The organism is Streptomyces sp. M41(2017) (assembly GCF_002078175.1).
Taxonomy (GTDB): Bacteria; Actinomycetota; Actinomycetes; order Streptomycetales; family Streptomycetaceae; genus Streptomyces.
On record NZ_MWFK01000002.1, the window covers coordinates 1,918,012 to 1,934,636 of the forward strand.

Annotated in this window: 15 protein-coding genes; 4 read left to right on the forward strand and 11 right to left on the reverse strand. The window is 69.8% G+C overall.

The window, feature by feature from the left end; genetic code table 11:
- Position 1: 1 nt before the first annotated feature.
- Entirely contained in the window at positions 2 to 1,261 is a 1,260-nt protein-coding gene (locus tag B0675_RS34260) for an MFS transporter (RefSeq protein ID WP_081223486.1), read from the reverse strand.
- Between the two features lie 66 nt (positions 1,262 to 1,327).
- Between B0675_RS34260 and B0675_RS34265 the strand changes: the two genes are divergently transcribed.
- Entirely contained in the window at positions 1,328 to 2,407 is a 1,080-nt protein-coding gene (locus B0675_RS34265; protein WP_081223487.1) for a LacI family DNA-binding transcriptional regulator, read from the forward strand.
- Positions 2,408 to 2,486: 79 nt separating this feature from the next.
- On the opposite strand, the gene prcA is transcribed toward B0675_RS34265, so the two are convergent.
- The 6 genes from prcA to arc all read right to left on the reverse strand — a co-directional run bounded on the left by prcA (position 2,487) and on the right by arc (position 8,614).
- Entirely contained in the window at positions 2,487 to 3,233 is a 747-nt protein-coding gene (gene prcA, locus B0675_RS34270; RefSeq protein ID WP_081223488.1) for a proteasome subunit alpha, read from the reverse strand.
- A 57-nt stretch (positions 3,234 to 3,290) separates the two neighbouring features.
- Complete coding sequence (gene prcB, locus B0675_RS34275) at positions 3,291 to 4,136, reverse strand: proteasome subunit beta (protein ID WP_081223489.1); 846 nt, start codon at positions 4,134 to 4,136, stop codon at positions 3,291 to 3,293.
- Positions 4,088 to 4,681, reverse strand: a complete 594-nt coding sequence (locus B0675_RS34280; RefSeq protein ID WP_081223490.1) for an endonuclease VII domain-containing protein — start codon at positions 4,679 to 4,681, stop codon at positions 4,088 to 4,090. The genes prcB and B0675_RS34280 overlap by 49 nt, the downstream gene beginning before the upstream one ends.
- A 37-nt stretch (positions 4,682 to 4,718) precedes the next feature.
- Positions 4,719 to 4,937 carry a ubiquitin-like protein Pup gene (locus B0675_RS34285; protein ID WP_081223491.1) on the reverse strand — a complete coding sequence of 73 codons (219 nt, stop codon included), beginning with the start codon at positions 4,935 to 4,937 and terminating at the stop codon, positions 4,719 to 4,721.
- A gap of 164 nt (positions 4,938 to 5,101) precedes the next feature.
- Positions 5,102 to 6,613 carry a depupylase/deamidase Dop gene (gene dop / locus B0675_RS34290; RefSeq protein WP_343244288.1) on the reverse strand — a complete coding sequence of 504 codons (1,512 nt, stop codon included), beginning with the start codon at positions 6,611 to 6,613 and terminating at the stop codon, positions 5,102 to 5,104.
- 234 nt (positions 6,614 to 6,847) lie between these two features.
- Complete coding sequence (gene arc / locus B0675_RS34295; RefSeq protein ID WP_081223493.1) at positions 6,848 to 8,614, reverse strand: proteasome ATPase; 1,767 nt, start codon at positions 8,612 to 8,614, stop codon at positions 6,848 to 6,850.
- A 253-nt stretch (positions 8,615 to 8,867) separates the two neighbouring features.
- On the opposite strand from arc, the gene B0675_RS34305 reads away from it, so the two are divergent.
- On the forward strand, positions 8,868 to 9,173 hold the full coding sequence (locus B0675_RS34305) for a ferredoxin (protein WP_081223494.1): 306 nt from the start codon (positions 8,868 to 8,870) through the stop codon (positions 9,171 to 9,173).
- A gap of 118 nt (positions 9,174 to 9,291) precedes the next feature.
- Here the strand turns inward: B0675_RS34305 and B0675_RS34310 are convergent, their stop codons facing one another.
- From B0675_RS34310 to B0675_RS34320, 3 genes are all read right to left on the reverse strand, one after another.
- Entirely contained in the window at positions 9,292 to 9,867 is a 576-nt protein-coding gene (locus tag B0675_RS34310; RefSeq protein WP_081223495.1) for a hypothetical protein, read from the reverse strand.
- A gap of 389 nt (positions 9,868 to 10,256) precedes the next feature.
- Complete coding sequence (locus B0675_RS34315; RefSeq protein WP_081223496.1) at positions 10,257 to 11,159, reverse strand: tRNA (adenine-N1)-methyltransferase; 903 nt, start codon at positions 11,157 to 11,159, stop codon at positions 10,257 to 10,259.
- 48 nt (positions 11,160 to 11,207) lie between these two features.
- The gene (locus tag B0675_RS34320) at positions 11,208 to 12,956 is read right to left on the reverse strand and encodes a site-2 protease family protein (protein WP_081223497.1); all 1,749 of its coding nucleotides are present in this window, start codon (positions 12,954 to 12,956) and stop codon (positions 11,208 to 11,210) included.
- A 296-nt stretch (positions 12,957 to 13,252) separates the two neighbouring features.
- On the opposite strand from B0675_RS34320, the gene B0675_RS34325 reads away from it, so the two are divergent.
- Both B0675_RS34325 and B0675_RS34330 read left to right on the forward strand, forming a co-directional pair.
- Complete coding sequence (locus tag B0675_RS34325; RefSeq protein WP_081223498.1) at positions 13,253 to 14,200, forward strand: PD-(D/E)XK nuclease family protein; 948 nt, start codon at positions 13,253 to 13,255, stop codon at positions 14,198 to 14,200.
- A 14-nt stretch (positions 14,201 to 14,214) separates the two neighbouring features.
- The gene (locus B0675_RS34330) at positions 14,215 to 14,886 is read left to right on the forward strand and encodes a response regulator transcription factor (protein WP_081223499.1); all 672 of its coding nucleotides are present in this window, start codon (positions 14,215 to 14,217) and stop codon (positions 14,884 to 14,886) included.
- A gap of 126 nt (positions 14,887 to 15,012) precedes the next feature.
- Here the strand turns inward: B0675_RS34330 and B0675_RS34335 are convergent, their stop codons facing one another.
- Positions 15,013 to 16,593: an ABC transporter substrate-binding protein gene (locus B0675_RS34335; protein WP_081224045.1), complete on the reverse strand. Its 1,581-nt coding sequence runs from the start codon at positions 16,591 to 16,593 to the stop codon at positions 15,013 to 15,015.
- Positions 16,594 to 16,625: the final 32 nt, after the last annotated feature.

The window sequence follows — 16,625 nt, forward strand, 5'->3', positions numbered from 1 at the left end:
ATTACGCCCGATCCCCTGAGCTGAAACGGGGTTCGACGGCACGGTTTGGATCATTTTCCGATGAGACCGCAACAACCGCGCCCCTGCCGGTAGCTGCGAGGACCCGCCCCGTGGCCAGCAGAACCACCAGCGCGGCGGCACCCGCGGCCCCCGGGACGGCGAAACCACGGGCCGCCCCGCCCCACTCCACCACGGGCCCCGCGAGGCCCGTCCCGACCGACGCGCCCACGGTGAACGTCGTCACGAGCCAGGAGAACGCCTCCGTGACCGTACCCACCGGGGCGTGCCGGTCCACCAGCACGAAGGCGCACGCGATGCACGGCGCCAGGAACACACCGGCGAGCGTGGCGAGGGCGGTCATCGCGACCGGACCGGGCGCGAGCGTCAGCGGGAGGTAACACAGCGCCAGAAGGGCCACCAGCACCCGCAGTCGCCGCTCCGGCGCCCCCGCCCACTGCCGCGCCCCGTAGACCACTCCCCCGAGCAGCGCGCCCAGCCCGATGCCCGCCATGAGCCAGCCGTACACGGCGTCCCCGCCGTGGTCGTCGGCGTAGGACACCGCGGCGACGGTGATCGAGCCGAGCGCGATCCCGACGAACAGGAACGCGCCGAGCAGGGCCAGCAGCCCCGGGGAACGCAACGCGCCGAGCCAGTGCGCCTCACGCGGAGCCGAGCGCCACGCGCGCGAGGGCGGCGAGATCACCACCGAGAGGGCGCCCAGGACGCCGATCACACCGAGGATCAGGAGCGCGGCCCGCGGGGACCAGAGCGCCGCGCACAGCGTCACGAGCAACGGCCCGACGGTGAACATGACTTCCTGGGCCACCGCGTCCATCGCGTACGCGGTGTGCACCTGCTCCTCCTTGCGGAGCACGGAGGGCCACAGCGCCCGCAGGCCGCCCTCCAGCGGCGGCGTGAACAGGCCCGCCACGGCCATCGCGGCGCAGCCGAGCAGTACCGGATCCGACCCGAGGAAGGCGAAGGCGGCCATCCCGAGGGCCGAGACGAGCGCGGCGGGCAGTTGCACGCGGGGCTGTCCGTAGAGGTCCACGAGCCGTCCGAGCAGCGGCTGCCCCACCGCGTTGGCCACCCCGTACACGGCGGCGAGCGCGCCGGCCAGGCTGTACGTGCCGCCCTCGGCCCGCACGAACAGCACGACGGCGATGGCCGCGGTGGCGTTCGGCAGCCGCCCCACGAGCGTGCCGACGAGGAGCCGGGCGGCATGCCTCGCCCTGAGGATCTCCAGGTATCCCGCGGCCATGTCGAGCCCTTCTCGTAGCGCGTGACGTCTCAAGTTTTACGTATAACGTCGTCTTTCATACGTACCATGTGCGCAGTCCGGGAGTCCAGACGAAGGAGCAGGCCGACGGTGGCACGAGGTAGTACGCGCCCCACGAGCAGGGACGTCGCCCAGGCCGCCGGGGTCTCCCAGGCCGCCGTCTCGCTGGTGCTCGGCGACAAATGGCGCGGCCGCGTCTCCGAGACGACCGCCGAACGGGTTCGAGAGGCGGCCCAGGAGCTCGGCTACCGGCCCAACCTGGCCGCCCGCAACCTCCGCCTCGGCCGCACCCGCACCGTCCTCCTGGTCGTCCCGGCACTCACCACGGAGTTCTTCGCCGGCGTCTACACCGGCGCGGCCCGGGTGGCCGCCGAACACGGCTTCGGCGTCGTCCTGTACCCCTCCCCCGAGGGCATCGGACCCGCCCGCGACCCCTTCGGCTCCGCCCAGGCCGCCCTGGACGGCGTCATCGCCTCCTCGATGGCCGCCGACGCCCTCACCGCCATCCGCGGCGACCAGCTCCCCCTCGTGATGCTCGACAGCGACCCGCACGGCAGCCAGGGCGCCGCCACCGTCAACCTCGACATCAAGGACGGCGTACGCCAGGTCACCGACCACCTCCTCGCGCTGGGCCACCGGCGCTTCCTGCACCTCGCCGCCGACATCCCCTCCTGGACCTTCGAGGTCCGCGCCCGCGCACTCGCCGCCCGACTCGCCGACGCCCCCGGGACCGATCTGCGCACCGCCCGCGCCCCCATCTCCTTCGAGGACGCCCTGGCCGCCGCGCACGCCGCCCTCTCCGACCCCGCCGGACCGCGCCCCACCGCCGTCATCTGCGACGACGACAAACTGGCGGCGGGCGTCTACAAGGCGGCCCGGCGCCTCGGCCTGCGCATCCCGGACGACATCTCCATCACCGGCCTCGACGACCTCGCCCTGGCCCAGGCGCTCGACCCCGAACTCACGACCGTGCGCCTGGACGCCGAACTCTTCGGCGAACAGGGGATGAAGGCCCTCCTGGCCGTCCTGGACGGCCGCACACCCCCCGAGGAGGACATCCCGGTCCACCTCGTCGTACGGGGCTCCACGGCCCCGCCACGCCCCGCCCCGGCACAGACCAGGCTGTGACGGCGGACCGCGCCGACACGGAAGGGGCCGCCCCGGCGTACACCGGAACGACCCCTCGCCTCAGGCCCCTGCCGGGACCTCACTCCTCGTCGTCGGCGTCCTCCGCCTCGGTCGCGGTCTCCGCTCCCCCGGCCTCCAGGAGCCGGGCCAGCTGACGCCCCACGATCCGCTTGAACTTGCGCTTCTGCGGACGCGTACGGTCCAGCACCGCGACCTCCAGACGCTCCGCGGGGATCTCCCGCTCCCCGCCGTTGGCCTCGCGGGACAGCGAGCGGACGGCCAGCTTCAGCGCCTCCGCCAGCGACATGCCCTCACGGTGCTCGGTGTCCAGATAGGTGCTGATCTGCTCGGAACTGCCACCGACGGCGACCGAACCGTGCTCGTCCACGATCGAACCGTCGTGCGGCAGCCGGTAGATCTGGTCGCCCTCGGGCGTGTCACCGACCTCGGCGACCACCAGCTCCACCTCGTACGGCTTCTCCGCCGCCGACGAGAAGATCGTGCCCAGCGTCTGGGCGTACACGTTGGCGAGACCTCGGGCGGTCACGTCGTCGCGGTCGTACGTGTAGCCCCGCAGGTCGGCGTAGCGCACGCCACCGATCCGGAGGTTCTCGTACTCGTTGTACTTGCCGGCGGCCGCGAAGCCGATCCGGTCGTAGATCTCGCTGAACTTGTGCAGCGCGCGGGACGGGTTCTCCCCGACGAACACGATGCCGTCGGCGTACTGCAGCACGACCAGGCTCCGGCCGCGGGCGATGCCCTTGCGGGCATACTCCGCCCGGTCCGCCATGGCCTGCTGGGGTGAGACATAGAACGGAGTCGACACCGGCTACCCGTCCCTTTCTGTCGAGGTCACTGGATCACAGGGCTGAAGAAGCCGGGCTCAGAGCAGCGCGGCGCGCGGACCGTCGGGCTGCTCCAGACGTCGCTCCAGAATCGCGCGGGCGATCTCGGAGGACTCATCGTCCGTGAGCCGGCGGAAGCCGTCCTCGGTGATCACGGTGACGATCGGGTAGATCCTGCGGGCCACGTCGGGACCACCGGTCGCCGAGTCGTCGTCGGCGGCGTCGTACAGGGCCTGGACGACCAGCGTCGTGGCCTGATCCTCCGTCATACCCTTGGCGTAGAGCTTCTTCATGGCGCCGCGCGCGAAGATCGAGCCGGAGCCCGTGGCCGCGTACCCGTGCTCCTCGGAGCGACCGCCGGTGACGTCGTACGAGAAGATGCGGCCCCTCTCGCGGTCCACGTCGTAGCCCGCGAAGAGAGGAACCACCGCGAGTCCCTGCATGGCCATGCCGAGGTTCGAACGGATCATCGTGGACAGGCGGTTCGCCTTGCCCTCCAGGGAGAGCTGCGCGCCCTCCACCTTCTCGAAGTGCTCCAGCTCCAGCTGGAACAGCTTCACCATCTCCACGGCCAGACCCGCCGTACCGGCGATGCCCACCGCCGAGTACTCGTCGGCCGGGAAGACCTTCTCGATGTCGCGCTGCGCGATGACATTGCCCATCGTGGCCCGCCGGTCACCGGCGAGGACGACACCGCCCGCGAACGTGACGGCGACGATGGTCGTCCCGTGCGGCGCCTCGATCACGCCCTGGACGGGCGGCAACTGGCGCTTGCCGGGGAGCATCTCCGGCTGCTGCTCGGAGAGGAAGTCCATGAAGGACGACGACCCGGGCGTCAGGAAGGCAGCCGGTAGACGCCCGGTGCTACGAGTGTTGGCTTCCACGCGTTTCCTTCCAGGTATGTCGCAGCCCGCCTGATGACATCGGGCCGATCCTTGAACTGCCCCAGTGCGGCGTTGCAGCTGAAGCACAGTACGCCTCGGACCCTACCCGTCTCATGGCAGTGATCCACATGCTCGGCGGGGGCAGTGAGGCAGATGCAACAGATTCCCCGTTGCTCCGCGACCATCGCATCCAACTCGGCCGGTGAGAGGCCGTACTTGCGTCGGAAATAGCTGATGCGATTCCGCTCCGCCCGACACTCGCGGCAGTAACTCGCCCAGCCGTCCGACGACGACTTGTTGCGCTCCCACTCGGAGTGCGGTCTCACGACGTGGCACCGCGGGCAGCGCTTGTGACCTCTCGGTACGGGCACTTTTACCCGCACGGTCCGCCCTTTGGCCTCCTGACGCTGTCGGTAGTACTCCGCGGAGCATTCTCGGCAGTACGCCTGAAGGCCATCAGGCCTCGACGTGTGACGGGCAAAGGCTGCCCGCGGCTTGTTCTGCTTGCACCGCGAGCAGCCCCGCATTTCCGCCTCGGCGGTCATACTCGACTCGAACCTACGATTCGAAGGAAAAGGCGGCTTACTGCCCGCCCTTCTGAACGAAGGACCTCACGAAATCCTCGGCATTCTCTTCGAGGACATCGTCGATCTCATCCAGAACCGAGTCGACGTCGTCGCTCAGCTTCTCCTGGCGTTCCTTGAGGTCGTCGGTCGCCTGCGCGTCCTGCGCCTGCTCCTCGACCTCCTCGGTGGAATGCGTCGCCTTCTGCTGTCCGCCGCCGGTGTCCTTGGTCGCCATAACCCTCACCCCGCTCGGTTCGACGTTCTTGATCAGACCCTACAAGCAGGGTCCGACATCGGCCCCGCAGTTTCACCAACGTACGGGGGCCATCTCGATGATTCCCGTCCGCCACGTGTTCCACCCTGTCGCGCCCGCCCGTCCTGTGCCGGCCGGGCGGGGGCTCAATTGCCCGAAAGGACCTTGACCAGGTCTTCCGCCGTGCGACAGCGGTCCAGGAGCTCCTTGACGTGATTACGCGTTCCGCGAAGCGGCTCCAGGGTTGGGACGCGCTGGAGCGAGTCCCGGCCCGGCAGATCGAAGATCACCGAGTCCCAGGAGGCCGCCGCGACGTCGTCCGCGTACTGCTCCAGGCAGCGGCCGCGGAAGTACGCGCGTGTGTCCTCCGGCGGCTTCGTACGGGCCCGCTCGACCTCGTTCTCGTCCAGCAGGCGCTTGATCCGGCCGCGGGCCGCGAGGCGGTTGTAGAGGCCCTTGTCGGCCCGTACGTCGGCGTACTGGAGGTCCAGGAGGTGCAGCTTGGCGGCGTCCCAGTCGAGGTCGTCGCGGCGGCGGTAGCCCTCCATGAGCTCCTTCTTCGCGACCCAGTCGAGCTCTCCGGAGAGGCTCATCGGGTCGTTCTCCAGACGGTTCAGGGTGTCCTCCCAGCGCAGCAGGACGTCCTTGGTCTGTTCGTCGGCGTCCGCGCCGTAGCGTTCCTCGACGTACTTGCGGGACAGCTCGAAGTACTCCATCTGGAGCTGGACCGCGGTGAGTGTGCGTCCGCTGCGGAGCGTGACGAGGTGCTTGAGGGTCGGGTCGTGGGAGACCTGGTGGAGCGTGCGGACCGGCTGGTCGACGGCCAGGTCGACGGCGATGAAGCCGTCCTCGATCATCGAGAGGACGAGGGCCGTGGTGCCGAGCTTGAGGTACGTCGAGATCTCGGAGAGGTTGGCGTCCCCGATGATCACGTGCAGGCGGCGGTACTTCTCGGCGTCGGCGTGCGGCTCGTCGCGGGTGTTGATGATGGGGCGCTTGAGCGTGGTCTCCAGGCCCACCTCGACCTCGAAGTAGTCGGCACGCTGGCTGAGCTGGAAGCCGTGCTCGTGCCCGTCCTGGCCGATGCCGACGCGGCCCGCTCCGGTGACGACCTGGCGGGAGACGAAGAACGGCGTCAGGTGGCGCACGATGTCCGAGAAGGGGGTCTCCCGCTTCATCAGGTAGTTCTCGTGCGTGCCGTAGGAGGCGCCCTTGTTGTCGGTGTTGTTCTTGTACAGATGGATGGGCTGGGCTCCGGGGAGCTGGGCCGCGCGCTCGGCCGCCTCGGCCATGATGCGCTCGCCGGCCTTGTCCCACAGGACCGCGTCCCGCGGGTTGGTGACCTCGGGGGCGCTGTATTCGGGGTGTGCGTGGTCGACGTAGAGCCGTGCTCCGTTGGTGAGGATGACATTGGCCAGGCCGATGTCCTCGTCGGTGAGCTGGGTGGAGTCGGCGGTCTCCCGGGCGAGGTCGAAGCCTCGCGCGTCCCGCAGCGGGTTCTCCTCCTCGAAATCCCAGCGGGCGCGGCGCGCCCGGTGCATCGCCGCCGCGTAGGCGTTGACGATCTGGGACGAGGTGAGCATGGCATTGGCGTTGGGGTGACCGGGGACGGAGATTCCGTACTCCGTCTCGATGCCCATTACTCGCCGTACGGTCATGCGGCCCTCCTTGCCCGGCGGCGCCCTCGGTCGGGGGCGCTGCTCAAGTACCGCTGGCGCTCCGGTGCGTGTGCGGTGCCCGTCCCCGCACTGCGCGATTCGGCGGTACGAAAGAGCCTAGAACGCCTTTGCGGTGGTGGGGAGATCATTTGCGTCATTGCTGTACTCCGGCCGTGGCCCGAAAAGCAGTCGGCTGCGGGTACCCGCGTCGGGCACCCGCAGCCGGCCTGCTTTTTACAGGTACTGGCCGGTGTTGGCCACGGTGTCGATGGAGCGTCCGGTGTCCGCGCCCTGCTTTCCGGTGATGAGCGTACGGATGTAGACGATCCGTTCACCCTTCTTTCCGGAGATCCTGGCCCAGTCGTCCGGGTTGGTGGTGTTCGGCAGGTCCTCGTTCTCCTTGAACTCGTCCACGCAGGCCTGGAGGAGATGGGAGACGCGAAGGCCCTTCTGGCTGTGCTCCAAGAAGTCCTTGATGGCCATCTTCTTGGCGCGGCCGACGATGTTCTCGATCATTGCGCCGGAATTGAAGTCCTTGAAGTACAGGACTTCCTTGTCACCGTTGGCGTAGGTGACCTCCAGGAAGCGGTTCTCCTCCGATTCGGCGTACATCTGCTCCACGGCGGTCTGGATCATGCCGTGGACGGTGGCCGCCCTGTCGCCGCCGTGCTCTCCGACGTCCTCGGGGTGCAGGGGGAGACGCTCGGTGAGGTACTTCTGGAAGATGTCCTTCGCCGCTTCGGCGTCCGGACGCTCGATCTTGATCTTCACGTCGAGCCGGCCGGGCCGCAGGATGGCGGGGTCGATCATGTCCTCGCGGTTCGAGGCGCCGATGACCACGACGTTCTGCAGGCCCTCCACGCCGTCGATCTCGGCGAGCAGCTGCGGGACGATGGTGTTCTCCACGTCCGAGCTGACGCCGGATCCGCGGGTGCGGAAGAGGGATTCCATCTCGTCGAAGAAGACGATGACGGGTGTGCCCTCGCTGGCCTTCTCGCGTGCGCGCTGGAAGACGAGGCGGATCTGCCGCTCGGTCTCGCCGACGTACTTGTTCAGGAGCTCGGGGCCCTTGATGTTGAGGAAGAAGCTCTTGCCGGTGGCCTGTCCGGTCACTTCCGCGACCTTCTTGGCCAGCGAGTTGGCCACGGCCTTGGCGATGAGCGTCTTTCCGCATCCGGGGGGCCCGTACAGCAGGACGCCCTTGGGCGGCCGCAGTTCGTGCTCCTTGAAGAGGTCGGGGTAGAGGTACGGGAGCTCGACCGCGTCGCGGATCATCTCGATCTGGCCGCCCAGACCGCCGATCTGCTCGTAGCCGATGTCCGGGACCTCTTCGAGGACGAGCTCCTCGACCTCGCTCTTGGGAACGATTTCGTAGACATAGCCGGATCGGGGTTCCAGGAGGAGGGCGTCGCCGGGACGGATGGTGACGTCCAGGAGCGGCTCGGCGAGCCGCACCACCCGTTCCTCGTCGGTGTGCCCCACCACCAGGGCTCGCTCGCCGTCCTCGAGGATCTCCTTGAGGGTGACGATGTCGCCCACGCTCTCGTATTCCATGGCCTCGACCACGTTGAGAGCTTCGTTCAGCATCACTTCCTGGCCGCGCCGGAGCTCTGGGAGCTCCACGCTGGGGCTGACGTTCACCCGGAGCTTGCGGCCCCCGGTGAAGATGTCCGCCGTGCCGTCCTCGTTCGCCACGAGGAAGACACCGAAGCCTGCCGGAGGCTGCGCCAGCCGGTCGACCTCTTCCTTGAGGGCCACGATCTGGTCGCGGGCCTCACGGAGCGTGTTCGCCAGCCGTTCGTTCTGCGCGGACACGCCGGCCAGGTTGGTCTGCAGCTCGACGATCCGCTCTTCGAGAATCCTCGTGTGCCGCGGAGAGTCGGCGAGCTTGCGTCGCAGGACGGCGATCTCCTGCTCAAGGTAGGCAATCTGCCCGGCGGGGTCATCGGACCCTCTTCCCGGGCGGATGCCGCGGTTCATGTCGTCGTCGTGGGCTGCCACGGTCCTCACCTCCTCCAAGGGGAGCTGGACGCTTCCAGACCCTACCTGGGTGGGTGTCGATTGAAACCCCTAGATCACAAAGACTGTCGGGGTGTGTCCGATCTTCACCCTTGCGCTCTCCCTCACGCCAGGGGAATACCCACCGAACATGATTGGGAAGCGGGCGGAGGTAGGGTCGAAGTGTTCAACACCCGTCAGAGCTGGCCCGATTCCCCAATCTTCGGTTCGCTCGACGCAGAAAACGGCAGGAGAAATGACCGTGCAGCAGGAGGCCGGAACCGACGGCGAGGCGCTCGAGGTCTGGATCGACCAGGATCTGTGTACGGGCGACGGGATCTGTGCCCAGTACGCCCCCGAGGTCTTTGAGCTGGACATCGACGGCCTGGCCTATGTGAAGAGCGGTGACGACGAGCTGTTGCAGGCCGTGGGTGCCACAACGGCCGTACCGCTGACGCTTCTGCGTGACGTGGCGGACTCGGCGAAGGAATGTCCGGGCGACTGCATCCACGTCCGTAGGGTTTCGGACAAGGTCGAGGTGTACGGGCCCGACGCGGAGTGACGCGTGGGGCACCCCGTGTCACCGTTGTCCGCTTCCAGACACCCTCCGCCGCGGCGGGGGGTGTCTTTTCCGTGCGTGCCTGCCGGGCCCGGCGGAGGTGCCGGAGCCGGGTCCGGGCTCAGACGCTCCGGGCGCCCGAGGGGGTGGAGCGCACGAACGCGCCGTTCTTCCACTGCCACTTGGCTTCGTCCTTGACGTCCGGGCAGCAACTCGGGACGTCGGCGGAGGAGTAGCCGAGCAGGGTGGCGGTGACGGCTCCGTCGCGGACCGCGAAGTCCGTGACGCTGAGGCGGTCCTTGGGGTCGACCAGGGTCGCGACGACGCGGGGCTTCTTCGCGTCCTCACCCTGGGTGAGGACGTAGACGCCGCTGGGCGGGGTTCCGGAGCCGGCGTCGCAGCGGACGACGGCCACGGTCTCGGGGCGGCCGTCGCCGTCGAGGTCGCCCGAGGCCTTCTTCGTCACGAGTGCCTTGGCGGGCCCGCAGGTGATCGGGAACTCGACACCGGACGGGTCCGGGGCGGTGACGGGGGCCGCGGCCGCCTTCGCTCCGGTGGCGGGCTGGGCGGCTCGAGCGGGACCGGGCTGGAGGACGGAGGAGAACGCGACGACTCCGGCGATGGCGGTGGCCGTGGCGACCCACTGGAGGGGGCTGGTGTGCGTGTGTGCCAGTTCCGGGACGGCGGATTGCTGCACTAGGAGTGTCTCCCGTGAGGGGCTGTGCCGGTGGGGGTGGGGTGTCCCGCATGGTGCCACACGTCACAGCCCTGGGGAACGGCGGGGTCCGGACTTCTGAGCGAGTTCTCAGCCTGTCGGGGAAGGCGTCCCCTCGACGGTCGGGCGGCAGCCGGGGTGCGGGGGTGGACCACGGCGGACCGAGGGGCCGCGCCGGCCTCCAACGGCTCGTGGAGGGGGCCCGGGGCGCGCGGACCGGCCGGCCCGACGCTTCTAAGGCCGGCGCCCCTGACAAGGGTCGTGAAGAGGGCCGCCGATGGTGTCCTTGAGCGGGGTCAACGGAAAAGCACCGTGGCCGAGTTCCCCGGGACATTCGGGAACTCGGCCACGGCCGTGGTGCGTTGGGTGGCTCAGCGGCCGGAGCCGCCGTCGGCGTTCGGGCCGGTGTAGTCGTCGCCGTAGGCGCCCTTGGAGGGGCGTCGGCGGCGCATGGGCGGCTCGACGCCGTCCGCGAGGCGGCGGGCGGTGAGCAGGAAGCCGGTGTGGCCGATCATCCGGTGGTCCGGGCGGACGGCCAGGCCCTCGATGTGCCAGTTGCGGATCATCGATTCCCAGGCGGTCGGCTCGTTGAAGGAGCCGATCTCACGGATCGATTCGACGGTCCGCGCGAGCTGGGTGGTGGTCGCCACGTAGCAGCAGAGGATGCCGCCGGGGACGAGCGCCTTGGAGACGGCCTCCAGGCACTCCCAGGGGGCGAGCATGTCGAGGATGACGCGGTCCACGTCGGCGTCGCTCAGGTTGTCCTGGAGGTCGCCGACCGTGAGCTGCCAGGCGGGGTGCGGGCCCCCGAAGTAGCGCTCGACGTTCTGCTGGGCGATCTCGGCGAAGTCCTCGCGGCGCTCGTACGAGTGCAGCATGCCCTGGTCCCCGATGGCGCGCAGCAGGAAGCTGCTGAGCGAGCCGGAGCCGACTCCCGCTTCCACGACGCGGGCGCCGGGGAAGATGTCGGCGAAGGCCAGGATCTGCCCCGCGTCCTTGGGGTAGACCACGGCGGCGCCGCGGGGCATGGACAGGACGTAGTCGGGGAGCAGGGGGCGCAGCGCGAGGTAGGCGACGTTTCCGGTGGTGCGGACAACGCTGCCCTCGGGTGCGCCGATCAGCTCGTCGTGCGGGAAGGAACCCTTGTGGGTGTGGAAGTTCTTCCCGGCCTCGAGCGTGAACGTGTAGTGGCGGCCCTTGGGGTCGGTCAGCTGAACCTGGTCCCCGACCTTGAAGGGCCCGCGCCTGCGGGCGGCACCGGTCGGTTCGGACATGTGAACAGCCTACCGGTCCGGGGCGGGGCCGCCGACCACGGTGGAGGGTCAGGAGGGCCGGGCCATGGCCTTCACGAAGGCGCGCTCGACGTCGGCGGCGGACAGGACGCCGTAGATGTCGCCCGAGTCCTCCACCACCAGGTACTCGGTGGCGGGGGTGGCGCGCAGGACGTCGAGGAGCTCCTCGCCGGCGAGTTCGGCGGAGACGCGCATGCCGTCGGTGAGGTCCTGGGCGAGGCCGCTGACGGCGACCCAGGGGCGCCGGTGTTCGGGGACGCCGACGATGGCCGCTTCGCGGACCAGGGAGAGGGGTTCGCCGTCGGCGTCGACGACGACCAGGGCGCGGGCTCCGGCGTCGTTGGCGCGGCGCAGGGCCTCGGAGAGCGGGGTGCTGGTCTCGACGGGGACGGCGCGCCGGGTGAGGGAGCGGGCGCGCAGATCCGGGAGGTGTTCGCGGAGGCGGGCCATGCGCAGGCTGTTGCCGGCGCCGGTCCAGATGATCGCCGCGAGGATGGCGGCGAGCAGGGCGTCGGTGACGGTGTCCATGCCGCTGATGTCCTCGGGGGCGGCGCCGAGGACGGAGGACTGGGTGAGCAGGGGCAGTCCGATCAGGACGGACACGGCGAGGGCGCGGCCGACCCAGGCGGCGGCGACGGTTCCGCTCATCGGCCTGCCGGTGATCTTCCAGACGACGGCGCGGAGCATCCGGCCGCCGTCGAGGGGGAGGCCGGGCAGCAGGTTGAACGCGGCGACGATGAGGTTGGAGATCATCAGGCCTGCCAGCAGGACGCCGGGGACGGTGCCGGGCTCGACGGGGAGCATGGCGAGGTAGAAGACGCCGGACAGGACGAGGGAGAGCAGGGGGCCGACGAAGGCCAGCACGAACTCGCGGCCGGGGGTCTCGGCTTCCTTCTCGATCTCGGAGACGCCGCCGAAGAACTGGAGCTGGATGCGGCGCACCGGCAGTTTGAAGCGCAGGGCGGCGACGGTGTGGGCGAGTTCGTGGACGAGTACGGAGGCGTAGAAGGCGACCGCGAAGAACAGTGAGACCAGGTAGCGGGCGGCGCCGAGTTCGGGCAGGACGCGGTCGAGCTGCCCGCCGAACACCCAGGTGATCAGGGCGGCGACGAGGAACCAGCTGGGTGCGACGTACACGGGGACGCCGAACGGCCGTCCCATGAGAAGGCCGCCACCGGGCTCCTTGGGGCGGCGGGGCGGGCGACCGCCCTTGCCGCCACCGCTGTCGCCGCCGGTTCCGCCGCCTGTGTTGCCGCTGTGGGCGAGGGTCCGGTGGGCGTCGTGGTGCTCGGGCGGTGTTCCGGGGGTGTTTCCGGTACCGGTGGGGTCGTGGTGCCCGTGGTCCTGGTGCGGCGGGGTCGGGGAGTCGTCTCCGTCGGCGGTCTCGGCCGTGGAGCGGGTGCGCGCGGCGGGGTCGTCGTCCGCCTCGGAACGTGACCGGGTGTGCGTCGCGGAGCTGTCGTGCGGCGTGGGTCCGGGGGCGTCGGGGGCCGAGGCGGTGATCGGCGTCTCGCGCGTGGAGGGTGCGGGGCTCTGTCCCGGAGCGGGGCGGGGGGTGGAGGTCTCGGGCCGGGCCGGTGTCGTGCCGCTGTCGGCCGGCTCGGTCCTGCCGTCGTGTCCGGGGGCTGTGGGCGCCGGCCCGGTGGAGGTCTCGGGTCCGGCCGGTCCGGGGCGCTGGGCGTCGGCGGCCGGGCCGGCGGAGGCTCCGGGCCTCTCGGGGCCCTCGGTCGCCTCGCCGGTGCCGGACCGCGGCTGCCCGCTCCCGCCGCTCTCGTCCACGATGTCCCCTCGTTCGAAGCGTCTCCCCGCCCCGATCATGCGGAGCAGGAGGGTCTGTGGTCGATGGTATGCGTCCGTCGCGGCGCGTTCCGCCCCGGCACCCCCTCTGTTTTCCGTGCCGTCGCCCGTGTCGGGGGCGGTCGGACGCCGGCACGGATAGCGGAGGGGTGCCGGGGCCGTGCGGGCCCGGGTCGCGGTGTGCGGCGCGACGCCCGGCGGGGTGGTGTGCGCATTCGGGATGGACCGATCCGAACGGGATCACCGGGTGTCAGTGGCGGGCCGTAAGGTCTGTCGTCATGGAAACGAGCACCGAGGGCGCCGCGCCCGAAGAAGTGGCCGCGGTCGGCGAGGCCGTTGTCGTGCCTGTCGCGGACGGACCGGCCCCGGCGGTCGCGCGTGCGCCCGCGTCGCTGTCGCCCTCGCGTGCCAGTGACTTCATGCAGTGTCCGCTGCTGTACCGCTTCCGGGTGATCGACAAGCTGCCCGAGAAGCCGAGCGCGGCGGCGACCCGAGGCACGCTGGTGCACGCGGTGCTGGAGCGGTTGTTCGACGCCCCGGCCGCGGACCGGACCGCGCCGCGGGCCAAGTCGCTGATCCCCGGTCAGTGGGACCGGTTGCGCGAGACGCGTCCGGAGGTCGTGGAGCTGTTCGCCGACGACCCGGAGGGCGAGCGGCTGGCGCGCTGGCTGACCGAGGCCGAGCAGCTCGTGGAGCGGTGGTTCACGCTGGAGGACCCGTCCCGGCTGGAGCCGGCGGAGCGGGAGCTGTTCGTCGAGGCGCGGCTGGATTCCGGTCTCACCCTGCGCGGCATCATCGACCGGGTCGATGTCGCGCCGACGGGCGAGGTCCGGATCGTCGACTACAAGACGGGCAAGGCTCCCCGTCCGGAGTACGCCGAGGGCGCCCTGTTCCAGATGAAGTTCTACGCGCTGGTGGTGTGGCGGCTGAAGCAGGTGGTCCCGCGCCGTCTTCAGCTCGTGTATCTGGGAAGCGGTGACGTGCTGACGTACGACCCGGTGATCGCCGACCTGGAGCGGGTGGAGCGCAAGTTGCTGGCGCTGTGGGAGGCGATCCGGCTGGCGACGGAGACGGGCGAGTGGCGGCCGCGTCCCACCAAGCTCTGCGGCTGGTGCGACCACCAGGCGGTGTGTCCGGAATTCGGCGGTACTCCCCCGCCGTATCCGCTCGCGGTCAGGGCGCCCGGGTCGGGTCCCCGCGAGCAGGGCAGAATGGGGCCGGACTAGCGAAGGAGACTTACGTGGCCATCCGCGTCCTACTGGTCGACGACCAGCCGCTGCTGCGCACCGGCTTCCGGATGATTCTGGAGGCGGAGCCGGATCTCGCGGTCGTCGGCGAGGCCGGTGACGGTCTCCAGGCACTGGATCAGGTGCGGGCGCTGCAGCCCGATGTGGTTCTCATGGACATCCGCATGCCGCGGATGGACGGTGTCGAGGCGACCCGGCAGATCACCGGCCCCGGCCGGGACGGTCCGGCGAAGGTGCTCGTCCTGACGACGTTCGACCTCGACGAGTACGTGGTGGAGGCGCTGCGCGCGGGCGCCAGCGGTTTCCTCCTCAAGGACGCGCCCGCCAACGAGCTGGTGCAGGCGATCCGGGTGGTGGCGGGGGGCGAGGCGATGCTCGCGCCGAGCATCACGCGCCGGCTGCTCGACAAGTACGCGGGCCATCTGCCGTCCGGTGACGAGCCGGTGCCGGACACCCTGCACACGCTGACGGACCGTGAGGTCGAGGTGCTGAAGCTGGTCGCGCGCGGCCTGTCGAACGCGGAGATCGCGGCCGACCTCTTCGTCAGCGAGACCACGGTCAAGACGCATGTGGGGCACGTCCTGACGAAGCTGGGGCTCCGCGACCGCGTGCAGGCGGCGGTGTACGCGTACGAGAGCGGGCTGGTGCGTCCCGGGGCGCAGTGACCTCTCCGGGCCCGACCGCTCGCGCGCCCGCATCGGCCCGGCGGCGGACGGGACGGCCCGGACAACGCGGAGGGCGCCCGTTCCCTGGCGGAACGGGCGCCCTTCGCGTACGGCGTCGGGCCGAGGTCAGTCCTTCTTGATCTCCCAGAAGCGGAACACCGTCGAGGCGTCGAGGCAGTATTCGAGGCCGTAGACGTTGTCGCGCGCCACGGCGTACTGCTTGGCCTGCCAGATCGGGATGATCGGGAGGTCCTCGGCGACCAGGTCCTGGAGCTTGCCGTAGGAGCCGTCGGTGGAGGAGCGGTCGCTCTCGGCGGCCGTCTTCGGGATGAGGCTGCCGGTGATCGTGCTGTTGCTGAAGTTGTTGCTCAGCACGTTGCCCTTGCCGAAGAACGGGGCCGTGAAGTTGTCCGGGTCCGGGTAGTCGGGGACCCAGCCCTTCACGTACACGCCGTACTTGCCGTGGGCGATGTCCTTCTCGTACTGGTCGTAGGCGACGGACTTCACGGTCGCGTCGAACAGTCCGCTGGCGTTGAGCTGCTTGGCGATCGCCTTGAACTCCTGGTCCGTGGAGGGACCGTAGCGCGAGGGGGTCGACCAGAGGGTGATCTTCACCTTGCCGGTGATGCCCTCGTCGCGCAGGGCGGCCTCGGCCTTCGACGGCGAGGGGCGGGCGCCGTAGGTGTCGAAGAAGGACGTGCTGTGGCCGGTGATGCCGGTCGGGATGATCGAGTACAGCGGGGTGGCGGTGTCCTCATAGACGTCGTCGACGAGGGCGTCGCGGTCCAGGAGGTAGGCGATGGCCTTGCGGACGCCGAGCTTGCCGGCGACCGGGTCGTTCATGTTGAAGACCAGGTGCTGGACCTCGGCGCTGTTGCCCTCGATGACGCTGATGCCGCTGTTCGCGGAGTCGTTCTGGATCTCCGCGATGTCGTCGGCGGCGAGGCCTCGGTAGGCGAGGTCGACCTGCTTCTTCAGGACGGCGTTCTTCAGCGCCTTCTGGTCGCCGTGGAAGAACTTCAGCGTGACGCCGGAGTTCTGGACCTCCGCGGTGCCCTTGTAGTGCGGGTTGACCGAGAAGACGGCCTGGTCGTCGCCGAACGAGTCGAGCTGGTACGGCCCGGAGCCGACGGCGGTGTGGTCCTTGCGGAGGCCGTTGGTGGCGTACTCACGGTGGTCCACGATCGAGCCGGCACCGGAGGCGATCTTGCTCGGGAAGGTGGCGTCGGCGTACTTGAGCCGGAAGACGACGGTCTTGGAGTCGGGCGTCGCGACCGAGTCGAGCATGGGGAACATGATGGCCGGACCGGCGGAGTCGTCGATCTTCATGGTGCGGTCGAAGGAGTACTTCACGTCCGCGGAGGTGAGCGCGTCACCGTTGCTGAACTTCAGACCGTCCTGGAGCGTGCACTTGTACACCTTGGTCCCGGTGTCGGTGAACGCGCACTCCTTGGCCGCCTCGGGCTCGGGCTCGGTGCCGCCCTTGGGGAAGCTCAACAGCGACTGGAAGACGTTGTTGAACAGCAGCCACGATCCTGGGTCGTAGCCGGAGGCGGGGTCGGTGGCGAGGACGTCGTCGGACATCCCCATCACCACGGAGGAGCCGTCGCTCCCGGAATCGCCCGTCTCCGAGCCGCATCCGGTCAACAGGCCGGAGGCCAGCCCCGCCACGATCGGCAGGACTGGCCACTGGTTGCGCATGTTCACGTGCAAGTGCCTTGTCGTTGGAACTGGTGCAC